General features: G+C 68.4%; 20 protein-coding genes and 1 pseudogene. 11 read left to right on the plus strand and 10 right to left on the minus strand.

Features of this window, described 5'->3' with window-relative positions:
- Positions 1-103 precede the first annotated feature (103 nt).
- The 4 genes from ACL03I_RS11480 to ACL03I_RS11495 all read left to right on the plus strand — a co-directional run bounded on the left by ACL03I_RS11480 (position 104) and on the right by ACL03I_RS11495 (position 5,062).
- Positions 104-1,762 (plus strand): acyl-CoA synthetase, encoded by a 1,659-nt coding sequence (locus tag ACL03I_RS11480; RefSeq protein WP_355077880.1) that lies wholly within the window; start codon positions 104-106, stop codon positions 1,760-1,762.
- 118 nt (positions 1,763-1,880) lie between these two features.
- Positions 1,881-2,444, plus strand: a complete 564-nt coding sequence (locus ACL03I_RS11485; RefSeq protein ID WP_355077881.1) for a hypothetical protein — start codon at positions 1,881-1,883, stop codon at positions 2,442-2,444.
- A gap of 299 nt (positions 2,445-2,743) precedes the next feature.
- A complete protein-coding gene (locus ACL03I_RS11490) occupies positions 2,744-4,213 on the plus strand; it encodes a PepSY-associated TM helix domain-containing protein (protein ID WP_412805860.1) in 1,470 nt (489 codons plus the stop codon).
- 99 nt (positions 4,214-4,312) lie between these two features.
- Positions 4,313-5,062, plus strand: a complete 750-nt coding sequence (locus ACL03I_RS11495) for a hypothetical protein (protein ID WP_355077883.1) — start codon at positions 4,313-4,315, stop codon at positions 5,060-5,062.
- 25 nt (positions 5,063-5,087) lie between these two features.
- On the opposite strand, the gene ACL03I_RS11500 is transcribed toward ACL03I_RS11495, so the two are convergent.
- The 4 genes from ACL03I_RS11500 to ACL03I_RS11515 all read right to left on the minus strand — a co-directional run bounded on the left by ACL03I_RS11500 (position 5,088) and on the right by ACL03I_RS11515 (position 7,225).
- Positions 5,088-5,522 (minus strand): arsenate reductase ArsC, encoded by a 435-nt coding sequence (locus tag ACL03I_RS11500; RefSeq protein WP_412805861.1) that lies wholly within the window; start codon positions 5,520-5,522, stop codon positions 5,088-5,090.
- A 9-nt stretch (positions 5,523-5,531) separates the two neighbouring features.
- Complete coding sequence (locus ACL03I_RS11505; protein ID WP_355077885.1) at positions 5,532-6,260, minus strand: MIP/aquaporin family protein; 729 nt, start codon at positions 6,258-6,260, stop codon at positions 5,532-5,534.
- On the minus strand, positions 6,257-6,631 hold the full coding sequence (locus ACL03I_RS11510) for an ArsR/SmtB family transcription factor (protein ID WP_412805862.1): 375 nt from the start codon (positions 6,629-6,631) through the stop codon (positions 6,257-6,259). The genes ACL03I_RS11505 and ACL03I_RS11510 overlap by 4 nt, the downstream gene beginning before the upstream one ends.
- A 63-nt stretch (positions 6,632-6,694) precedes the next feature.
- Complete coding sequence (locus ACL03I_RS11515; protein ID WP_355077886.1) at positions 6,695-7,225, minus strand: ArsI/CadI family heavy metal resistance metalloenzyme; 531 nt, start codon at positions 7,223-7,225, stop codon at positions 6,695-6,697.
- Positions 7,226-7,323: 98 nt separating this feature from the next.
- Between ACL03I_RS11515 and ACL03I_RS11520 the strand changes: the two genes are divergently transcribed.
- The gene (locus ACL03I_RS11520) at positions 7,324-7,683 is read left to right on the plus strand and encodes an Rv2640c family ArsR-like transcriptional regulator (RefSeq protein WP_412805863.1); all 360 of its coding nucleotides are present in this window, start codon (positions 7,324-7,326) and stop codon (positions 7,681-7,683) included.
- Positions 7,684-7,877: 194 nt separating this feature from the next.
- Here ACL03I_RS11520 and ACL03I_RS11525 read toward each other — a convergent pair whose 3' ends face one another.
- Positions 7,878-8,552: a hypothetical protein gene (locus ACL03I_RS11525; protein ID WP_412805864.1), complete on the minus strand. Its 675-nt coding sequence runs from the start codon at positions 8,550-8,552 to the stop codon at positions 7,878-7,880.
- 105 nt (positions 8,553-8,657) lie between these two features.
- On the opposite strand from ACL03I_RS11525, the gene ACL03I_RS11530 reads away from it, so the two are divergent.
- The 3 genes and pseudogenes from ACL03I_RS11530 to ACL03I_RS11540 all read left to right on the plus strand — a co-directional run.
- Positions 8,658-8,822 (plus strand): hypothetical protein, encoded by a 165-nt coding sequence (locus ACL03I_RS11530; protein ID WP_412805865.1) that lies wholly within the window; start codon positions 8,658-8,660, stop codon positions 8,820-8,822.
- Between the two features lie 189 nt (positions 8,823-9,011).
- Positions 9,012-9,296 (plus strand): hypothetical protein, encoded by a 285-nt coding sequence (locus ACL03I_RS11535; protein WP_412805866.1) that lies wholly within the window; start codon positions 9,012-9,014, stop codon positions 9,294-9,296.
- 136 nt (positions 9,297-9,432) lie between these two features.
- Positions 9,433-9,888: pseudogene (locus ACL03I_RS11540) on the plus strand (SRPBCC family protein); the annotation flags it as partial.
- Between the two features lie 226 nt (positions 9,889-10,114).
- Here the strand turns inward: ACL03I_RS11540 and ACL03I_RS11545 are convergent.
- From ACL03I_RS11545 to galK, 3 genes are all read right to left on the minus strand, one after another.
- Positions 10,115-10,366: a hypothetical protein gene (locus ACL03I_RS11545; RefSeq protein ID WP_355077890.1), complete on the minus strand. Its 252-nt coding sequence runs from the start codon at positions 10,364-10,366 to the stop codon at positions 10,115-10,117.
- A 12-nt stretch (positions 10,367-10,378) separates the two neighbouring features.
- Positions 10,379-12,097, minus strand: a complete 1,719-nt coding sequence (locus ACL03I_RS11550) for a sodium:solute symporter family protein (protein ID WP_355077926.1) — start codon at positions 12,095-12,097, stop codon at positions 10,379-10,381.
- Between the two features lie 228 nt (positions 12,098-12,325).
- Positions 12,326-13,447: a galactokinase gene (galK, locus tag ACL03I_RS11555; RefSeq protein ID WP_412805867.1), complete on the minus strand. Its 1,122-nt coding sequence runs from the start codon at positions 13,445-13,447 to the stop codon at positions 12,326-12,328.
- Positions 13,448-13,610: 163 nt separating this feature from the next.
- Here galK and ACL03I_RS11560 point away from each other — a divergent pair, with 163 nt between their 5' ends.
- The 3 genes from ACL03I_RS11560 to ACL03I_RS11570 are packed head-to-tail and all read left to right on the plus strand — an operon-like array spanning position 13,611 to position 16,275.
- Positions 13,611-14,180 (plus strand): pyruvoyl-dependent arginine decarboxylase, encoded by a 570-nt coding sequence (locus tag ACL03I_RS11560; protein WP_355077892.1) that lies wholly within the window; start codon positions 13,611-13,613, stop codon positions 14,178-14,180.
- Entirely contained in the window at positions 14,177-14,743 is a 567-nt protein-coding gene (locus ACL03I_RS11565; RefSeq protein WP_355077893.1) for a hypothetical protein, read from the plus strand. The genes ACL03I_RS11560 and ACL03I_RS11565 overlap by 4 nt, the downstream gene beginning before the upstream one ends.
- Positions 14,743-16,275, plus strand: a complete 1,533-nt coding sequence (locus tag ACL03I_RS11570) for a diguanylate cyclase domain-containing protein (RefSeq protein ID WP_412805868.1) — start codon at positions 14,743-14,745, stop codon at positions 16,273-16,275. Before ACL03I_RS11565 ends, ACL03I_RS11570 begins: the two co-directional genes overlap by 1 nt.
- A 1-nt stretch (position 16,276) precedes the next feature.
- On the opposite strand, the gene ACL03I_RS11575 is transcribed toward ACL03I_RS11570, so the two are convergent.
- Both ACL03I_RS11575 and ACL03I_RS11580 read right to left on the minus strand, forming a co-directional pair.
- On the minus strand, positions 16,277-17,026 hold the full coding sequence (locus tag ACL03I_RS11575) for a DUF6319 family protein (protein WP_355077895.1): 750 nt from the start codon (positions 17,024-17,026) through the stop codon (positions 16,277-16,279).
- A gap of 284 nt (positions 17,027-17,310) precedes the next feature.
- Positions 17,311-17,931, minus strand: a complete 621-nt coding sequence (locus ACL03I_RS11580; RefSeq protein ID WP_355077896.1) for a TetR/AcrR family transcriptional regulator — start codon at positions 17,929-17,931, stop codon at positions 17,311-17,313.
- Between the last annotated feature and the right edge of the window lie 14 nt (positions 17,932-17,945).

The following is a 17,945-nucleotide window of genomic DNA, read 5'->3' on the forward strand; positions in this document are numbered from 1 at the left end:
GGTTACACAAGCTTGCTAGTGTTAGCACCAGCACTGGGTATCGAAATTGCGGTCCGCACCACCCGGAGGATCACCGGGTGATACCGCCGGAAGGTTGTCGTCGATGTCTCTTTCCCTCCCCGCGTTGGGCGGCGCCGCCCGCAAGGCTGGCGATCTTGCCCTTGGCGTGAACGTGATGGTCAAGCGGCGGCTGTTCAATCCGCTGCGCCCCGACCATGCCGCTCGGTCGGCGTTCAATATCTTGAAGTTCGGCCCGTTCGCGGGTGTCGTCATGCATGCCGCGCAGACGAGGCCGCACGCCGTCGCGATCGTCGACGAGCGCGGGGAGCTGACTTTCGGCGGTCTCAACGAACAGTCCAACGCCTTGGCCCGCGGCTTGCAGAGCAAAGGCATCAATCCCGGTGACGTGGTGGCGATCCTGGCGCGCGACCACCGCGGCATGGTGCTGAGCCTGCTGGCCACCGGCAAGCTCGGCGTGCGCGGCGTGCTGATGAACACCGGGTTCGCCAAGCCGCAGTTCGCCGACGTCGCCGAGCGCGAGAACGTCAAGGCGGTGCTGCACGACAGCGAGTTCATCGACCTGATGAGCGCCATCCCCGCCGCGATCCCGCGCATCCTCACCTGGGTGGACGAGAAGGACAACGCCGATCCGGCGATCCCGACCGTCGATTCGCTGATCAGCGGGCAGTCCGGCGCATCGCTGCCCGCCCCGGCCAAGCCCGGCGGCATCGTCATCCTGACCAGCGGCACCACCGGCACCCCGAAAGGGGCCCCGCGCGACCGGGTCAGCCCGTTTGCCTCGGCTCAGTTCGTCGACCGGGTGCCGCTGCCCGCCAACGGCACCATGATCATGGCGGCGCCGATCTTCCACGGCACCGGCTTGTCCCAGTTCACCCTCGGTCTCGCGCTGGGCAACCGGGTGGTCTTCCAGCAGCGCCGCTTCAATCCCGAGCAGACCTTGGCGAACATCGAGAAATACCGGGCGGATTCGCTGGTCGTGGTGCCCACCATGCTGCAACGCATCCTGGACCTGGATGCGGACGTGCTGGCGAAGTACGACGTCAGCAGCATCAAGGTGATCTTCGCGGCGGGCTCGGCCATCGCGCCGGACGTGGTGACCCGCACGCTGGACCACTTCGGCGACAGCCTCTACAACCTCTACGGCTCCACCGAGTGCGCCGTCATGACCGTCGCGACGCCCGAGGACCTGCGCAAGGCGCCGACCACCGCAGGCAAGGCTCCGGTCGGCATCCGGATCGTGCTGCTCGACGAGAAGCGCAAGCCGATCACCGAGCCGAACGTGACCGGAACCATCTTCGTGGACAACGGCTTCGCCTTCACCGGCTACACCGACGGTCGCGGCAAGGAGATGGTCGACGGCATGATGTCCAGCGGCGATGTCGGGCACTTCGACGCCGACGGCCTGCTCTACATCGACGGCCGCGACGACGACATGATCGTCTCCGGCGGCGAGAACGTCTTCCCGCTCGAGGTGGAGAACCTCATCGCCGGTCGCGACGACATCTTCGAAGCCGCGGTCGTCGGCGTCGAGGACCGCGAGTTCGGCAAGCGGCTGCGCGCGTTCGTCGTTCCCGGTCCCGATTGCAAGCGCGATCCGCAGGAGATCAAGGACTACGTCAAGGCGAATCTCGCCCGCTACAAGGTGCCGCGCGAGGTGGTCTTCCTCGACGAGTTGCCCCGCAACGCGACCGGCAAGCTGCTGCGCAAGCCGCTCATCGAGATGGAGGTCGACGCGGGCTGAGCGGAGCGCGTCCACGGTCTTCCTGGCGGTGCGCCTGCCGCCCGCCATGGAGGCCTGAGTATTTTCGGGGCCTGCTGATGCGGTCGGACGCGTGCAACCGGTCCGCTATCATCAGCGGGTGAGTTACGAGTTCGACCGGTCTGCCGCGGGACGTCGCGGCGCCGTCGCGCGGGTGCGCGGTGGCTCGGCCGGTGCGATCTCGGGGGCCATTTCCGTCGCGGCGCACGGCTGGGCTTCCGGCGGCATGCTGCCGGACACCACCGCGCTGGCCCTGCTCGCCGCCGCGTCCGCCGTGATCGGCGCGCTGGTCGCGGGCCTGGCCCCGCTGCGCGAGACGTCGTCCGGGCTGGTCGCGGCGCTGGTCGCCGGGCAGTTGCTCGGGCACTTCACCATGGGGATCAGCTCGGGACACCTGCATCACGGTGATGCCCAGCTGACCCCGGCCATGCTGGCCGCGCACGTGTGCGCGGCATTCGCGGCGGCCATCGTGATCCGGGGGGCGGAGGCCGCCTACCGGATCGGCACCGCGGTGCTGCGCCAGGTGCTGCCGGTGCGGCACACCCCGCCCGTCGTCGCGGACCGCGCTCCTTTGCGGACGGCCCATCGTGACCGGGTCGTCCTGCGTGTTTTCGCCACCGAGGCGCTGCGCACACGCGCTCCGCCGCTCGCGGTCGTTCTCTGAATTCTTTCCACACCCGGTGCACGCGTGGCGTGAGTATCGCTCATCGTCACGGTCTTTCCTCGTGCAGCGCAGCGTCGCCGCGCACTCTCGTGCCCACTCCTGAGCGTGCCGACGCGACGCCGTTCACCGAATCGCACACCTTCCTTCCGTGCGGTGCCGAGATCGCGCTTCCGTCGAATGGACGCGTCCGCAGATGATTCCGCGACGGCTGTCCGCGCAGGACGGTCGCCGCGGCGGTCGCGTGCCCACGGCCGTCAGAAAAGGTTGCGTCCCACCCGGGTTCCGCCGTCAGAAACGAAATGATCGTGAGTACAACAGAAACTATTTCCGACGCCGACTTATCGGAGCCGTCGGATTCCTCCGGCCCACGCCGGGCCACCGCGCGTAACAGTTTGTACGCGCTGGCCATGCGGCTGCACTTCTACGCGGGAGTGTTCGTCGGGCCGTTCATCCTCATCGCCGCCGTCACCGGCGCGCTCTACGCGATATCGCCGACGCTCGAGTCGATCGCGTCGCGCGACCTGCTGACGGTCACCGCGACCGGAACGCCGAAGCCGCTGTCGGAGCAGGTCGGCGCGGCCGTCGCCACGCGGCCGGATCTCCAGCTCGTCGCCGTCGCCCCGGCGGGGGGCGCCGAGGACACCACCCGGGTGCTGTTCAGCGAGCCGTCGCTGGGGGAATCCGAGCGGCGGGCGGTGTTCGTGAACCCGTACACCGCGCAGCCGGTGGGCGATTCCGTCGTATACGGCAGCTCGGGTGCGCTGCCGATGCGCACCTGGATCGATCGGTTGCACCGGGACCTGCACCTCGGCGAACCCGGCCGGCTCTACAGCGAGCTCGCCGCGTCCTGGCTGTGGATCGTCGCGCTGGCCGGGCTGGTCATCTGGGTCCGCCGGGTGCGCAGCCGACGGGCCCGCAACGGCTGGGGCTGGCTGTTCGCGGCCGATCGGTCGCAGCGCGCGCGAGGCCGCACCCTGAACTGGCACGGTGCGGTCGGAATGTGGGTGCTTCCCCTGGCGCTGCTGCTGTCGGCGACCGGCATGACCTGGTCGACCTACGCGGGTGCGAACGTCACCGAACTGCGTGAGCAGCTCAGCTGGACCACACCCGCGGTCAGCACCGCGCTGCCCGGAACCGCTGCCTCGAGCCATGATTCGGGTTCCGATCACCACGGCGGCGGGCACGCCGACCACGCGCCCGCCGCCCTGGCCGAGCGGATCGCCCAGCTGGATCGGGTCTACGCGACCGCCCGCGCCGAAGGCATCACGCAGTCGGCCGAGATCGCCGTACCGGCCGCGCCGGGCAAGGCGTTCGCGGTGAAGGAACGCCGGATGCCCGGCACCTACACCGTCGACTCCGTGGCCGTCGACGGCGCGACCGGCGCGGTCACCGACCGTCTGCCGTACGCCGACTGGCCGCTGATGGCCAAGCTCACCAACTGGGGCATCCAGTTCCACATGGGGCTGATGTTCGGGTTGCTCAATCAGTTGTTGCTGCTCGCGGCGATGATCGGCCTGATCACCGTGATCGTGCGCGGCTACCTGATGTGGTGGCGCAGGCGGCCGACCCGCGATACGGGGCGGTTCGTGCTGGGCCGCGCCCCGCGACGCGGCGCGTTGCGCAAGACCTCGCTCTGGCTGGTCGTGCCGCTGGTGACCGCCGTGCTGGTGGTCGGCTGGTTCGTCCCGCTGGTCGGGTTGAGCCTGCTCGCCTTCCTCGCGATCGACGTACTGCTCGGCCTCGCCGGACGGATGCGCGCCGCCGCTTAACCACACATTCGCGGGCGAAGGCCCGTCACCCCAACGACCTACCGAAACGTCACGGGTATGGCCGTCGCTTCGCCATGCCTTCGAAACCGAGGATTTCCCATGCAGATCACGAAACTAGCCCTGGCCGCCGCGTTCACCACCGCTGCCGTGAGCATCGCCGCGGGCACGAGTTCCGCCGCCCCCGAGGTCGCTGCGGTGGACAGCGCGTCCGTCGAGGCCACATCCACGGAGGCCGCCGAGGCCGTCGGTTTCACCGCCCACGCCACCGAGACCGCCAGCATCATCAGCATCGATTCCGGCTCGCTTGTGGTCGAGGACCAGGTGCTGAAGGTGAAGGCCGCCGACGGCACCGTCGTCGCGGGCACGCCGTTGACCTTCCTGGTCGACGAGTTCGAATTCCCCATCGCTGCGGAGATTTCCGACCGCACCGCGACGCTGACCCCCCAGTTCGACCTGGCACACGCGGTCTACAAGCCGGTCGCCCTGCCGTTCGAGGACAAGGCGCCGTGGAAGACGGAGTACGACCGTGAGCAGGCGGCCTGGTCCCGGATGACCAGCACCATCTCCATGGGCGCCACCATCGGAACCCTGGTCGGCGGCATCGGCGGCGCGGCGGTGGGCTGCGTGCTCGGCGGCATCGCCGGAGCGACCGTCGCCGCCGCCACCATCGTCGGCATGTTCGGCCCGTTCATTCCGGCCGCCGCCGTCGGCTGCCTCGGCGGCATCGTCGCCGTCGGCGCCCTCGGCACGGTCGCGGGCCAGATCCTGGTGACGGCCCCCGTCGCCATCGGCGCGGCGATCATGTACTTCTCCACGATCAACGCACCCATGCCGGCTCCGCTGAAGTAATCTCCGGCCCGGCATCGAGAGCGTGTCACTCGGTGCCGGGCCCCGCTTCATCCGTTATCCGAAGACCGATTTCGGCGAGCAGGTCGCGGACGTGCCGTTCGATCTCGGTGCGGATCGCGCGGACGGTGGCGCGGTCTTGTCCGGCGGGATCGTCGAGCTTCCAATCGAGATAGCGTTTTCCGGGGTAGTAGGGGCATGCGTCGCCGCAGCCCATGGTGATGACGACGTCGGAGGCTTCGACAGCTTCGGGCGTCAGGATCTTCGGCTTCCGGTTGGTGAGGTCTATGCCGATCTCGTTCATGACTTCGGCGACGACAGGGTTGATCTCGTCGGCGGGGGCCGAGCCTGCGGAGCGGACCTCGACTTCGCCCTGAGCGAGGTGGGCGAGCAGGGCGGCGGCCATTTGGGAGCGTCCGGCGTTGTGGACGCAGACGAACAGCACGCTCGGTATGGCTGGCATCGCGGCCTTTCAGTGAGTGTCGATGGTGTCGCGGGGGATGACGGCCTTGTCGGCGGCGGCGGCGGTGGCCGGGTAGAGGATGGCGACGAGGGCCATGCCGATGAGTGCGCCGAGGAGTTGGGCGGCGAGGTAGCCGGGCACTGAGGCGGGGGCGATTCCGGCGAAGGTGTCGGAGAAGACGCGGCCGATGGTGACGGCGGGGTTGGCGAACGAGGTGGAACTGGTGAACCAGTACGCCGCTCCGATGTAGGCGCCGACCGCTGCCGCCGACAGGGCCGCTCGCCCGCTGCGGGCCAGGCCGAAGACGACGGCGATCAGTCCGGCCGTGGCGACGACTTCCGCGATCACATGGCCGGTGGTAACGCGATGGTGGGTGGAGATCTGCAGCGCGGATCGATCGAACATGATGTTGGCGAGGATCGCTCCGAAGACGGCTCCGGTCGTTTGGGCGGCGATGTAGCCAGGGAGGTCTCGGCCGGAAAGGCCGGTGCCTTGGCGTCGCCCGAGTAGCCAGTCCACCACGGAGACAACGGGATTGAAGTGTGCGCCCGACACCGGCCCGAAGACCAGGATCAGCACCGCGAGTCCGAGAACGGTGGCGGTGGAGTTCTCCAGCAGCTGCACGCCGATGTCATCGGGCGACAGTTGCCGGGCAGCGATGCCGGAGCCGACGACGACGGCGACGAGCAGGGCGGTGCCGAGGAATTCGGCCAGTAGCCGCCGGGCCAGGTCGGTCATCGCGCCGCTTCCGAGACGGTGATGTCGAGCAGGCGGGACAACTGCCGCAGCGCGGCGGGTTCGATGCGGTAGTACACCCACGACCCGCGACGCTCGCTGCTGAGCAGTCCGGCTTCGCGCAACACTTTCAAGTGATGGGAAATGGTCGGCTGGCTGACGTCGAAGCCTTCCGACAGGTCGCAGACGCACGCCTCCCGCCCGGCATGGCCGGCGACCACCGACAGCAGCCGCAAACGGACCGGGTCCGACAGCGCTTTGAAGACGCAGGCCAGCTCGATGGCGGCGTCGGCGGTCAGCGGTTGGCGGATCATCGGCGTGACCTCACACGATGGTGCGGTCACGCCGACGAGCGGTAACTCCTGTTTCGACACAGGTCGATATTGATATATATCGAATCCAGAGGCAAGCGAACACCTGGTGAACGCCGCCCGGGGTCAGCGGCAGCAGGTGGCGCCTGAGTCGATTGCCTCCTTCTTCGCGGCCGAGCCGCAGCACGCACCTTCGGCGGCGGCTTCCTCGGCCGTGCCGCAGCAGGCCTGAACCGCCTCGGCGTCGGAAGGTGTGGCCGCACCGGTGAGTTCGGGTGCCGTACCGAAGGTTTCGCTGTCGGCTAGCACGGTGTAGACCTCCCAGCGTTCGGTGTCCGGCGCGGTGACCCAGACTTTGTCCTGCGTGGCGAAGCAACAGGTGGTGGCGATCTGCTCCTCGGTGAACAACCCGGCTTCCGACAGGCGGGCGATCTCGGCGTGCACCCGGTCGGAGGTTTCGACTTCGACGCCGAGGTGGTTGACGCTGCCGCCGTGGCCGGGGTTCTCGATCAGCACGAGTTTCAGGGGTGGTTCGGTGACGGCGAAGTTGGCGTAGCCGGGCTTGCGCTTGGCGGGTTCGGTGCCGAACAGGGTCGAGTAGAACCGCACGGCTTGGTCGATGTCGTCGACGTTGAGGGCGAGTTGGATGCGGGACATGACTACCTCCACTTGTGTGACATATATCGAAGAACCGGTTCGATGCCGAGTCTGCCACCTTTTCGACATATGTCAACAAAGTCGGTAGAGTCGATCGCATGCCCAAGACGCTGCCCGTGATCGACATGTCCGTCCCGGTCTGCTGCGCGCCGGTCGCGGCCGGGCCGATCGACGACGCCGCCGCGCTGGAGGTGGCGTTGCGGTTGAAAGCGATCGCCGACCCGGCGCGGGTGAAGCTGCTGTCACTCCTGTTGACCAGCACTTCCGACGAGGAGAACGGCGGCGATCTCGCCGCGGCGGTCGGATTGTCGGAGTCGACGGTCAGCCATCACCTCGGCCAACTGCGTAAGGCCGGGCTGGTGGAATCGGAACGTCGCGGCATGAACACCGTCCACCGAGCCCGCCGCGACGCCCTATCGGCACTGTGCTTCGTCCTCGACCCCAACTGCTGCCGCTGAACCTGTTCCGCGAACCCTCCGAGACCGGACGGAATCCTGCTGCGTTCCGCAGCCAATCCCTCCCACAGCGAACGAACTCTCCCCACCAACGAATCCGTCCACACCCCACCGTTCTGGCCCCCTTCAAGATCAACGGCACATGGTGGAGAGGCTTACTCGCGAAATGCCGCAGTCATGCGCCGTTGACCTTGAACCTACTTGGGAAGCGCGGTGACGCATTCGTACATGTGGCCGTCGAAAGAGCCGAGCGGGGCCACGCTCCAGAGCATTCCGGTTTCTTCCATGCTGGGGGTGTAGATTTCGCTGCCCGCGCTGTTGAAGTAGCCGAAGGACGTTCCGGGGAACTTCTTGCCGGAGGAATTCAGGTATTCCGTCATCGAGTCGACGAAGGCGGAGAAGCGCGCGGAGTCGCTGGATTCCTCTTCCGCTACCGCGGCGGCGTTCTGCGACCAGTCGTCGTATTGCTCCATCAGCGAACCGGAGGGCGCGGGTGTGCCGGACGGGAAGGCGATGGCCTCGTAGATTCGGGAGCGGTCGCGGAACCCCGACAACGTCCAATAGATCGACGACGCGTCGCCACGATCGACGCCCGCGTTGTCCGACATGTGGCACACGCCGTACGCATGGACGTCCAGTTTCAAGCCGAGGCGGCTCAGCCAGCCGGGGAGCACGTCTTCGAATTGGCTGAGACACGCCTCGTCGTCGCTGCCGTCCTCTTCCGCCTCGGTGGCAGCCATCAGGCAGGCGAGCTGGTACGCGCCGTAGGCGTCGTCCCGGCCGCCGTTGGAGCCCTGAATGCGCTTTTTCAGTGCCTCGGGATCGCGCCTCTCACTGCGGGCGGGCATGTCGAAGATCTCGACCTTCTTCATTCGAACCCTCCTTCACTCGATCATCCGGCATCTGTTCGTCCTCAACCCTGACCACACGCGGGCCTGCCGTCCTCGCACATTCCGGGTGGTTCTCACGCTCGGGATGTGCGGCGCGTCGGTTCCGGAGACGCTCGGGGCGGGCTGGCTGGGCCGGTGGCGGGAACGGCGGAGCATGGCGACTCGCTGGCGGTCGAGGACCAAATGCCGGAGGTGGAGGCCGCGGTCGCCGAGACCGCCACGCTTCCCGACGCCAGGCGGCAATACCGCTGAAACGATCGCGCGAGCCCTCGATTGTGTTGTGCCAGAAGGATTGTCTGAACCAGGGGGCATCTCGTTGAAGTCGAAGTCCGTACTCGCTGGGACAGTCGTCCTGTGCGTGCTGGCTGCCTGCGGTAACGACAGTCCGATTCGAGCCCCGAGGATCAGAGCAACCCAGGAACCTCCGACACAAAGCTGGCAGTGCCCGGGCTGTACGACGCGAACAAGGGCTGGCGGATAGAAGTGCGCGAGGAACCGGCCATCTTGCCCCACTCGAAGGCCGTCGCGGTCTGGCGCGGCGAGCGGCTGGACGAAGGCGCTTTCGCCGTGCTGGACGCGACCACCGGGAAGGCTCGCTGGAGCCGACAGCGGTACGCGCGCTGGACGCATTGGCCGCCGACGTCCTCGTCTGAATTGATTCGGGAAGAAAACATGGGCCTGATCGGGCCGGAGACCTGGTCCGACGGCGCTGGGCGGCACGTGTGACGAGGATTCCGCTCTGTTTGCCCCCCAACGACCCGGGTAAGCGACCAATGTCCCGAGTCGCCCCACAAGGGAGCGCTTGTCAACCGAGAGACGCCGACCCGCGAAAGACGCGGATGGGCGAGGAAAGGGGTAGCAAGTGAGCACAATGGCCGCCACGGTGGACGTCGAGGTTCCGGTTCGCACCGCCTACAACCAGTGGACGCAGTTCGAGTCGTTTCCGCAGTTCATGGAGGGTGTCGAAGCGGTACAGCAGATCGATGACCGGCATATGCACTGGCGTGTCCATGTCGGCCCGTCGACGCGGGAGTTCGACGCGACCATCACCGAGCAGCATCCCGACGAACGCATCGCCTGGAAGTCCGACAGCGGACCCAAGCACGCGGGCGTCGTCACGTTCCATCGGCTCGACGACACCCACACCAGGGTGACCACACAGATGGACGTCGACCCGGAAGGGTTCGTGGAGAACGTCGCCGACAAGCTCGGTGTGCTGAAGCACCGGGTGAACGGTGACCTGGAGCGCTTCAAGCAATTCATCGAGCATCAGGGCAGCGAGACCGGCGCGTGGCGCGGCGACATCCCGCGTCCGGACGCCGGCGGCACCGCGACCGAACGCGGCACGGCTCCCCGGCCCGGCGTCGGCGGAACCGGCATGCCGGGCGCAGGCGGAACCGGGACCCCGGGAACGGGCGGAACCGGCAGCCCGGGTGTCGGTGGGACCGGCACACCCGGCACGTGGCCCGGCGGAACCGGTAGCCCGGGCGTCTGACCAGTGCGATGACGACGCCCCCTGGGTCTCCCAGGGGGCGTCGTTCGCGTCAGGCGGAGTCGCGCTCCTCATCGGTGTCCGCCGGACGCGCTTCCGGTGGCACCTGGACCGGGCGCAGCAGCGCCCAGGCCACGAAGGCCACCGCCACCACGCCCATGCCGAGCCCGGCCCACAGGTTCACGTTCACCCCGCCGGTCTTGGCCTGCTCGGCGGCGGTGTCGTGCACCAGGCCGGTGACCACGAGAACGATCGCGTAGCAGCCGAGCAACCCGCCGACGATGGTACGGATATCGAAAAACATTGCGGCGATTCCTTATCCGACGAAGATGTTGAGCGCGATCACGAGCACGAGCGCGATGCCTGCCAGCAGGACCGGGCGCTGGTACCAGGGCAGCGTGTCGGCCTCCGGGTCGGTGCGCACTTCCTTCGGCGTCTCCGAGTAAACCAGCCCGATCAGTTCCGCCGCCGGTTTCGGCTGGGTCACCTGGGTGACCAGAACACTGACGAGGATGTCGACCACGAACGCGACACCGGCGGCGACGAAACTCGCCCCTTGGCCGGACAGCTCGAAGACCTTCGTCTCGTGCAGGATGAAAACGACTATGGCGGAGGCTGTTCCGCAGACCAGACCGGTCCAGCCCGCGGTCGGCGTCATCCGTTTCCAGAACATGCCGAGGATGAACGTGGCGAACAGCGGCGCGTTGAAGAAGCTGAACAAGGTTTGCAGGTAGTCCATCATGTTGCTGAACCCGGAGGCGATGAACGCGGTGAAGATCGCGGCCACGGTCGCGCCGATCGTGGCCAGCCTGCCCACGCCGAGGTAGTAGCCGTCCGCGCGGTCGCGCCGCACGTACTGCTGCCACAGGTCGTAGCTGAACACCGTGTTGAACGCGGAGACGTTGGCCGCCATGCCCGCCATGAACGCGGCGAGCAGGCCTGCCAGCCCCACACCCAGCAGGCCGTTGGGCAGCACGTCCTTCATCAGGTAAAGCAGCGCCTGGTTGTAGGTGGTGTCGCTCTCGAAGTCCGGATTCGCCGTCACCGCCGCCTTGTACTCCGCCATCTGCGGCACCAGCACCGCGCTGATCATGCCGGGGATCACCACGATCAGCGGGATGAACATCTTCGGATACGCGCCGATGATCGGCGTGCGCCGCGCCGCGGAGATGGAGTGCGTCGCCATCGCGCGCTGTACCTCGACGAAGTTCGTGGTCCAGTACCCGAACGACAGCACGAATCCGAGGCCGAACACGATGCCGAGGATCGACAGGAAATCGTTGGAGAATCCGCTGAGCGCGTTACCGGGCCACGATTCCAGCTGCGCCGCGCCGCCCGGCGAGGCGGTCACTTTGTCGCGCAGCCCGTCCCATCCCCCGACCCGGTGCAACCCGACCAGGGTGAGCGGCAGCAACGCGGCGACGATGACGAAGAACTGGAGCACTTCGTTGTAGATCGCCGCGGACAGACCGCCGAGGGTGATGTAGGACAGCACGATCACCGCAGCCACGATCACAGAGACCCACAGCGGCCAGCCCAGCAGCACGTTCACGATCGAGCCGAGCAGGTACAGGTTGACCCCGGCGATGAGGATCTGCGCGACGGCGAAACTCAGCGCGTTCACCAGATGGGCTCCGGTGCCGAAGCGGCGGCGCATGAATTCCGGCACGCTGCGGACCTTGGAGCCGTAGTAGAACGGCATCATCACCACGCCGAGGAACAGCATGGCGGGCACCGCCCCGATCCAGAAGTAGTGGAAGGTCGGGAAGCCGTACTCCGCGCCGTTGGCGGACATGCCCATGATCTCCACCGCGCCGAGGTTGGCGGAGATGAACGCAAGGCCGGTCACCCAGGCCGGTAGCGAGCGCCCGGACAAGAAGAAGTCGATGCTGGATGACACCCGTTGCCTGGCCAGAAGGCCGATGCCGAGCACGAACACGAAATACAGGGCGACCAGCGCGTAGTCGACGGGCTGCGCGTCCAGGCGGAGGGTCTCGGCGGCTTCGAGGTGCGGTGGCGAAGCGGCCGAGTGCAGGCCGGGCACGGCGGCGAGAACGGACGAATCGACGAGCGGCACAGCGTTCCTCCTGGCGGTGAAACCGGGGCGGCGAGCGAGGTCGTTCGTCGTGCGAGAGCCGCGTCGTGCTGGTCCTGCCCGGCGCGCGCGACCTCCTCGTCGCCCGCCGAATGGTGTCGGCAGACACCACTGTGCGCGATCATGCCCAACGGCGTGGCACATTCGCGCACAAATCCGGTCGGTCGCTCAGTCGACCCGGTGGGCTCCAGGGGCGGGGACCACCACGAAAGTGCGCGGATCGGGGAGATCCGCGTCGGCGAAACGCTGCCGCACCGACTCCGCCACCGCCGCGGTGCGGTCCCGGTCGACGAGCGCGATGACGCTGCCGCCGAATCCGCCGCCGACCATCCGCGCGCCGTGCGACCCGGCCGCCAGCGCGGCGTCGACCGCCGCGTCGAGGGCCGGAGTGGACACCTCGAAGTCGTCCCGCAGCGAGACGTGTCCGGCGGTGAGCACCGGGCCGATTCCACGCGGGTCGAGCCCTTCCCGCAATTTTTCGGCAACTGCGACCACTCTGGCGTTCTCCGTCACCACATGCCGGGCGCGCCGACGCAGCACGTCGTCGGCGATCCGGGTGGTGTCCGTCGCCGACGCCACGTCGCGCAAGGTCTCGACGCCGAGTGCCTCGGCCGCCGCAGCGCATTCCGCGCGGCGCTCGGCGTAGCGGCCGTCGGCCAGTTCGTGCGGCTGGCCGGTGTCGACGACAAGGAGTTCCAGCTCGAAAGCGCCGAGATCGAAAGGGATCTGCTCGACGCCGCGCGGCGCGGCGGTGTCGGCGGCGAATGCCCGCACGTCCAGCAGCAGCGCGTGCCCGGCGGTGCACAACATCGCGGCCGATTGGTCGAGCAAGCCGGTCGGCGCGCCGACGTAGTCGTTCTCGGCGGCGCGGGCCATGTCGATCAGCGTGCGATCGGTCAGGCCCGGCGCGAACAGATCACGCAGCGCGATGGCCACCGCGCAGGACAGCGCCGCCGAGGACGACAGGCCCGCGCCGATCGGCACCGCGCCGTCGAGGTCGAGATCCACGCCGGGGATCCGGTGTCCGCGCCGGGTGAACTCGGCGACCACGCCGAGCGGATAGCGCGACCAACCAGGCACCCGCGCCCGCGCGCCTTCGAGGTCGGACACCGCGACGAGCACCGGCTCGCCGGGCCGCTGCCGCGAGCCGACCCGCACCAGCCCGTCCGTGTGCGGCGCCGCCGTACACCGCGCCACCAGCGGCAACGCGATCGGCAGGACGTAGCCGTCGTTGTAGTCGGTGTGCTCACCGATGATGTTGACCCGCCCCGGCGCCACCCATGTCCGCACACTCGCTCCTCGCTGTCCCGGTCGGTGCCAGGGTACGAGACACGCCGCCCGGACATCGTTTTCGGCCCGGTCGGCTGCGGGATCGGCGTTCGTGCCGCAGAGTCGAATTCGACGCAAGTCCGGCCTGCGAAATCTGGCGGCCGCGGCGGATCGGGAGGGCACCATGATTCACGACGCCTCACGCGGCGACCTACGCGCGCGGCCTCGCCCGGATCGGCTGCGGCCGCCGCTGGAGCGGACGTTCCCGGCGCCGCTGACGATCGAGATCGGCGCGGCGACCGGCGCGGGACCGACCGCCATGTCGGCGTTCGACGCGGCGCTGCGCGATCTCGGCGTGGGTGAGGCGAACCTGATCCGGTTGTCGTCGGTCATCCCGCCGCGCGCCACCGTCGAACGGATCGGCCGGGTACGCAAGCCGATACCGTGGGGTGACCGGCTGTACTGCGTCTACGCGGTGCGGCACGCCTGCGAACGCGGCGCGACCGCCGCGGCGGGCATCGGCTGGGCGCTGCGCGACGACGGCTCCGGCGCGGGGTTGTTCGTCGAGCACGAGGCCGACACCAGCGACGAAGTCGACGCCCTGATCCGCGCCAGCCTGGCGGACATGACCCGCCACCGCGGCGACGGCTTCGGCCCCGTCCAGTTGTGCACCGTGGACGCCACCTCCGACGGTGACCCGGCGTGCGCGCTGGTCCTCGCCGCGTATCACACCATTCCGTGGGGCCCGCGATGAGCGAGATCACCGTGACCGTCGAGGCGGCGATTCCGGAGGAACGGATCGCGATGTTCCATCGCCTGTACGAGGAGGCGTTCGGCCCGTTGCGCGCGAAGGCCATCGCACGGCAGGTGCTGCACCCGGAGGAGTTCCGGGAGGAGATGGTGGATCCCCGCGTGCAGAAGTACGTGGCGCACGCCGACGGCGAGCCGATCGGCGTCACCACGCTGACCAGGCATCTGGAGACCGTGCCGTGGATCAGCCCGGACTATTTCGCGGCCCGCTATCCCGAACACGCGGCGCGCGACGCGATCTACTACGCGGGTTTCACCCTTGTTGCGCCAAGTGCCCGCCAAGGGGCGGCGTTCCATGCCATGATCAAATCAGTTGTCCAGATATTGGTTGCCGAGCGCGCTGCGGTCGGTTGGGACATCTGCTCGTACAACAACACTCGGTTCTCGTTCGCCGACAGCATCAGGGCGGTGCTCGACGAACAGGCGAACGTCGAAGTCGCGGTGGAGGATTCACAGATCTATTACGCGGCCCGGTTCACCGGGGATGGAGCGACCAAGGGGGGCTGATGACACCAAGTGAACAGCCACAGACCAGCCGTCCGCGCGGCATCGGATCGGGCTGGTACCCGGTACTTCTGGGGGGAAGCGCGGCCGCGATCGCGGTCCATCTGGCGGTGGACTCGCACGTGGCGGCGTTCGTGACGATGACGATCATCGTCGGCGCGACCCTCGCCATGATCGCGGTCGGCGTGCGCACGCACCGGCCCGCGCACCCGTTGCCGTGGTATCTGCTGTCCGGCTCGGCGGTGCTGTTCGCCACCGGCACCACGCTGCGCGACATCGGCGACCACGCGGTCCATCCGCTCGACGACGCGTTCACTCTGCTGGGTTATCTCGGCGTCGGGCTCGCGGCGCTGATCTGGTTGTGGCCGCGCCAAGTGCACGGCGACTACGACCTGCTCCTGGACTCGGCCCTGATCGGGCTCGGCGCGCTGCTCGCCTCCTGGACCTTCCTCATCTCCCCGATCCTGCAATCCACCGCGACCGGGCTGGACGCGCTGTTGGCGGCGACCTACCCGGTACTCGACGCGCTGCTGCTGACCTTGGTGGCGCACTCCATGGCGACCTCAACGCGCGCGGAGACCTCGCTGTGGTTGCTGCACGCCGGACTCGTCGCGGTGCTGCTCGGCGACTTGGGCTACAGCCTGGAGACCGCGGGCGCGACCGTGTTCGGGCGTGAAGTGCTGCTGGCTCCCCTGCTCGCCGCCTACGCCACCGTGGGCGCCGCGGCGCTGCACCCGACCATGACCGCGCTCGGCACGCCACGGCGCATCCACCCACACCACTCCAGGCAGCGCGCCAGCCTCATCGCGATCGCGCTGATCGTGGCCTCACTGGTGCCGGTGGTCGGGTCGAGCCTGCGCCCGCTCGATCGCGTGGTGGTGTCGTCGCTGTTCGGGTTACTGCTGATCGGCATGCTGGTGCGCAGCGAGCGCGCCATCGTGCGCAGCGCCCGCAGCGAGCGGCGCGCGCAGTACCAGGCCGACCACGACATACTCACCGGATTGCTGAATCGAGCCGCACTGCTGCGCGCGCTGCGGCAGCGCGGCGAACAGTGGGCCGAGCAACCGATCTCGCTGCTGTTCATCGACCTCGACGGCTTCAAGCGGGTCAACGACAGCTACGGGCACGCCGTCGGCGACGAACTCATCTCGACGGCGGCCGGCCGGATCCGGCGAGTCGCGCGCCACGAGGACGTGGTGACCCGCTACGGCGGCGACGAATTCGTCGTGCTCGCCCGGCTCGCCCGGCCGGAGGCCGCCGTGCTGGCCGAACGGCTGCTCGGCGCGTTCGTCCGGCCGTTCGGGCTGAGCGCCGGGGAGATACCGATCACCGCGAGCGTCGGCGTGGCGTGCGTCGGTCCACGCAGCTCGGACACCGACGTGCACGGCCTGCTCCGGGACGCGGACGCGGCCATGTACCACGCGAAGCAGTACTCGCTCGGTTACGCGTTCCACGACGACGTGCGGCACACGCCTCCCGGCACTGAGCGACGGATCTGGCGCACGGCTGCCCGATCCGCCAGTCCCGCGGTCTGACTCAGTCGCTCAGCTCGTTCAGCAGGCGCTTGGCCTCCTCGAGCTCGGCCTGTAACTGCTGCACCTTGGCCTCCTGCACCCCGCGCAACGCGTCCAGGACGCCCGCGACCACCTCGGCGACCTCCGGATGCAGGATCTTCGCCGCCTGCGCCACCGTGGAACCGGCCACCGGAAGACCGCGCAGGGTGCGCTTCTTCCCGCTGACCACGTCGATGGACCACTCGCCGTCGGCGGTGCCGGTGAGCGTCACGGTGACCTCGGGCGCCTTGGCCTTGCGGGCGGCGGCCGCTTTGGCCGGTTTGGGCGCCGCGGCCTGCTTGGCCGCGCTGTCGGCTCGACTCGCTTCCGCGGCCGCCGCGGGCTTCGGGGTGGCCGCGGGCGCGGGTGCGCTCGGCCGCGCGGGCTCGGTCGTGGTGCTCGTCGTGGTCGACGACTGCGTCACAGGGGATTCCTTCCGTGTTGTCGACTTCTGCTGGGCGGTGGCGCCCGCCGCCCCTCGCGGCGGCTTGGTCAAGGTCACCTCGGTGGGAGAGAAGGACAGTACATCCTTCGATCCGGTCGGCCGGACCTGGAGGAAGTCACCGTCGGCAGGGTCGCCGAGCGCGATCACCTTGCCCGAGCGCCCCTCCGGCACGCCGACCGCGGCGGAGGTGAACCACACCATGGGCGGGCTGCCACCGGCTATGTCCGCGGCGATCTGTTGAATCTCGCTGTCCGACAAGGGCTGCGGTTTGGTTCGTGGGGACGACATGGGTAACTCCGAGCGATTTCGTGGTTGGCTGCGTGCACAGATGATGCCGCACGACGCCGACAGATTCGCGGGCCACCGTCGAATAGGGGCGGCGGACGACACCGTTCACGCATCCAGCGAACAGTGGGCAACACATGCCGTCACCCTGCGGACAGCCCCCACAGACCACAACGCTTCGGCGTCCTATGCGAGAAAACCAGTGCTGGAGGCCTTCTCGCACCTCAGCCGACCCGACGTCACCGACTGGCCCGCCCAGGAAGGTCGACTGTGCCGAACAAGCCCGCTCAACTCGCGTCCGTCGGCGCGCGCAGCGCCGGAAACCAGATGTCGGTGAGCACTTCGACGGCTTGCTCCACCGAGACGTCGATGGTGCCCTGCATCGCCCATCGGGTGAAGAACCGCTCCAGTTGCGCGACGAGCAATTCCACGCGCAACCGCGCCTCGTCGCGCCGGTCGGCGGGCCACGCCGCCAGGTAGGCGGTCATCGCGTTGGGCAATGCGAGGATGCCGTCGCGGGCGATCTCGCGAAACTCCGGTTCCAGCGCGGTCGCCTCGTCCCAGGCGGGCAGCAGGTCTTTGTATTGGTGGAACCACTCGATGGCGCGGGTCATCCAACGGGCGAACTCGGCGCGCGAACCGGTCTCCAGCACCCGATCGAGGTCCTGATAGGAGTGCAGCACGGTAGACAGGGTGCCCTGCTGGGCGATCGCGCGCAGGATCTCTTGTTTCCCCGCGAAGTGCAGGTAGAACGTGGCGCGGCTGCAACCGACGGCAGCGACGATGTCGTCCACCCGCACCGCCGCGTAGCCGCGGGTGGCGAACAGCTCCTTGGCGCCCTCCATCAGCCGGACCCTGGTCTGCTGCTTCTGCTCGTCCCGCAGGTTCGCGCTCGCGTTCGTACGCATGGTGAACAGGTACC

Origin of the sequence: Nocardia sichangensis (assembly GCF_047200615.1) — a bacterium.
In the GTDB taxonomy this organism is placed as follows: domain Bacteria; phylum Actinomycetota; class Actinomycetes; order Mycobacteriales; family Mycobacteriaceae; genus Nocardia; species Nocardia sichangensis.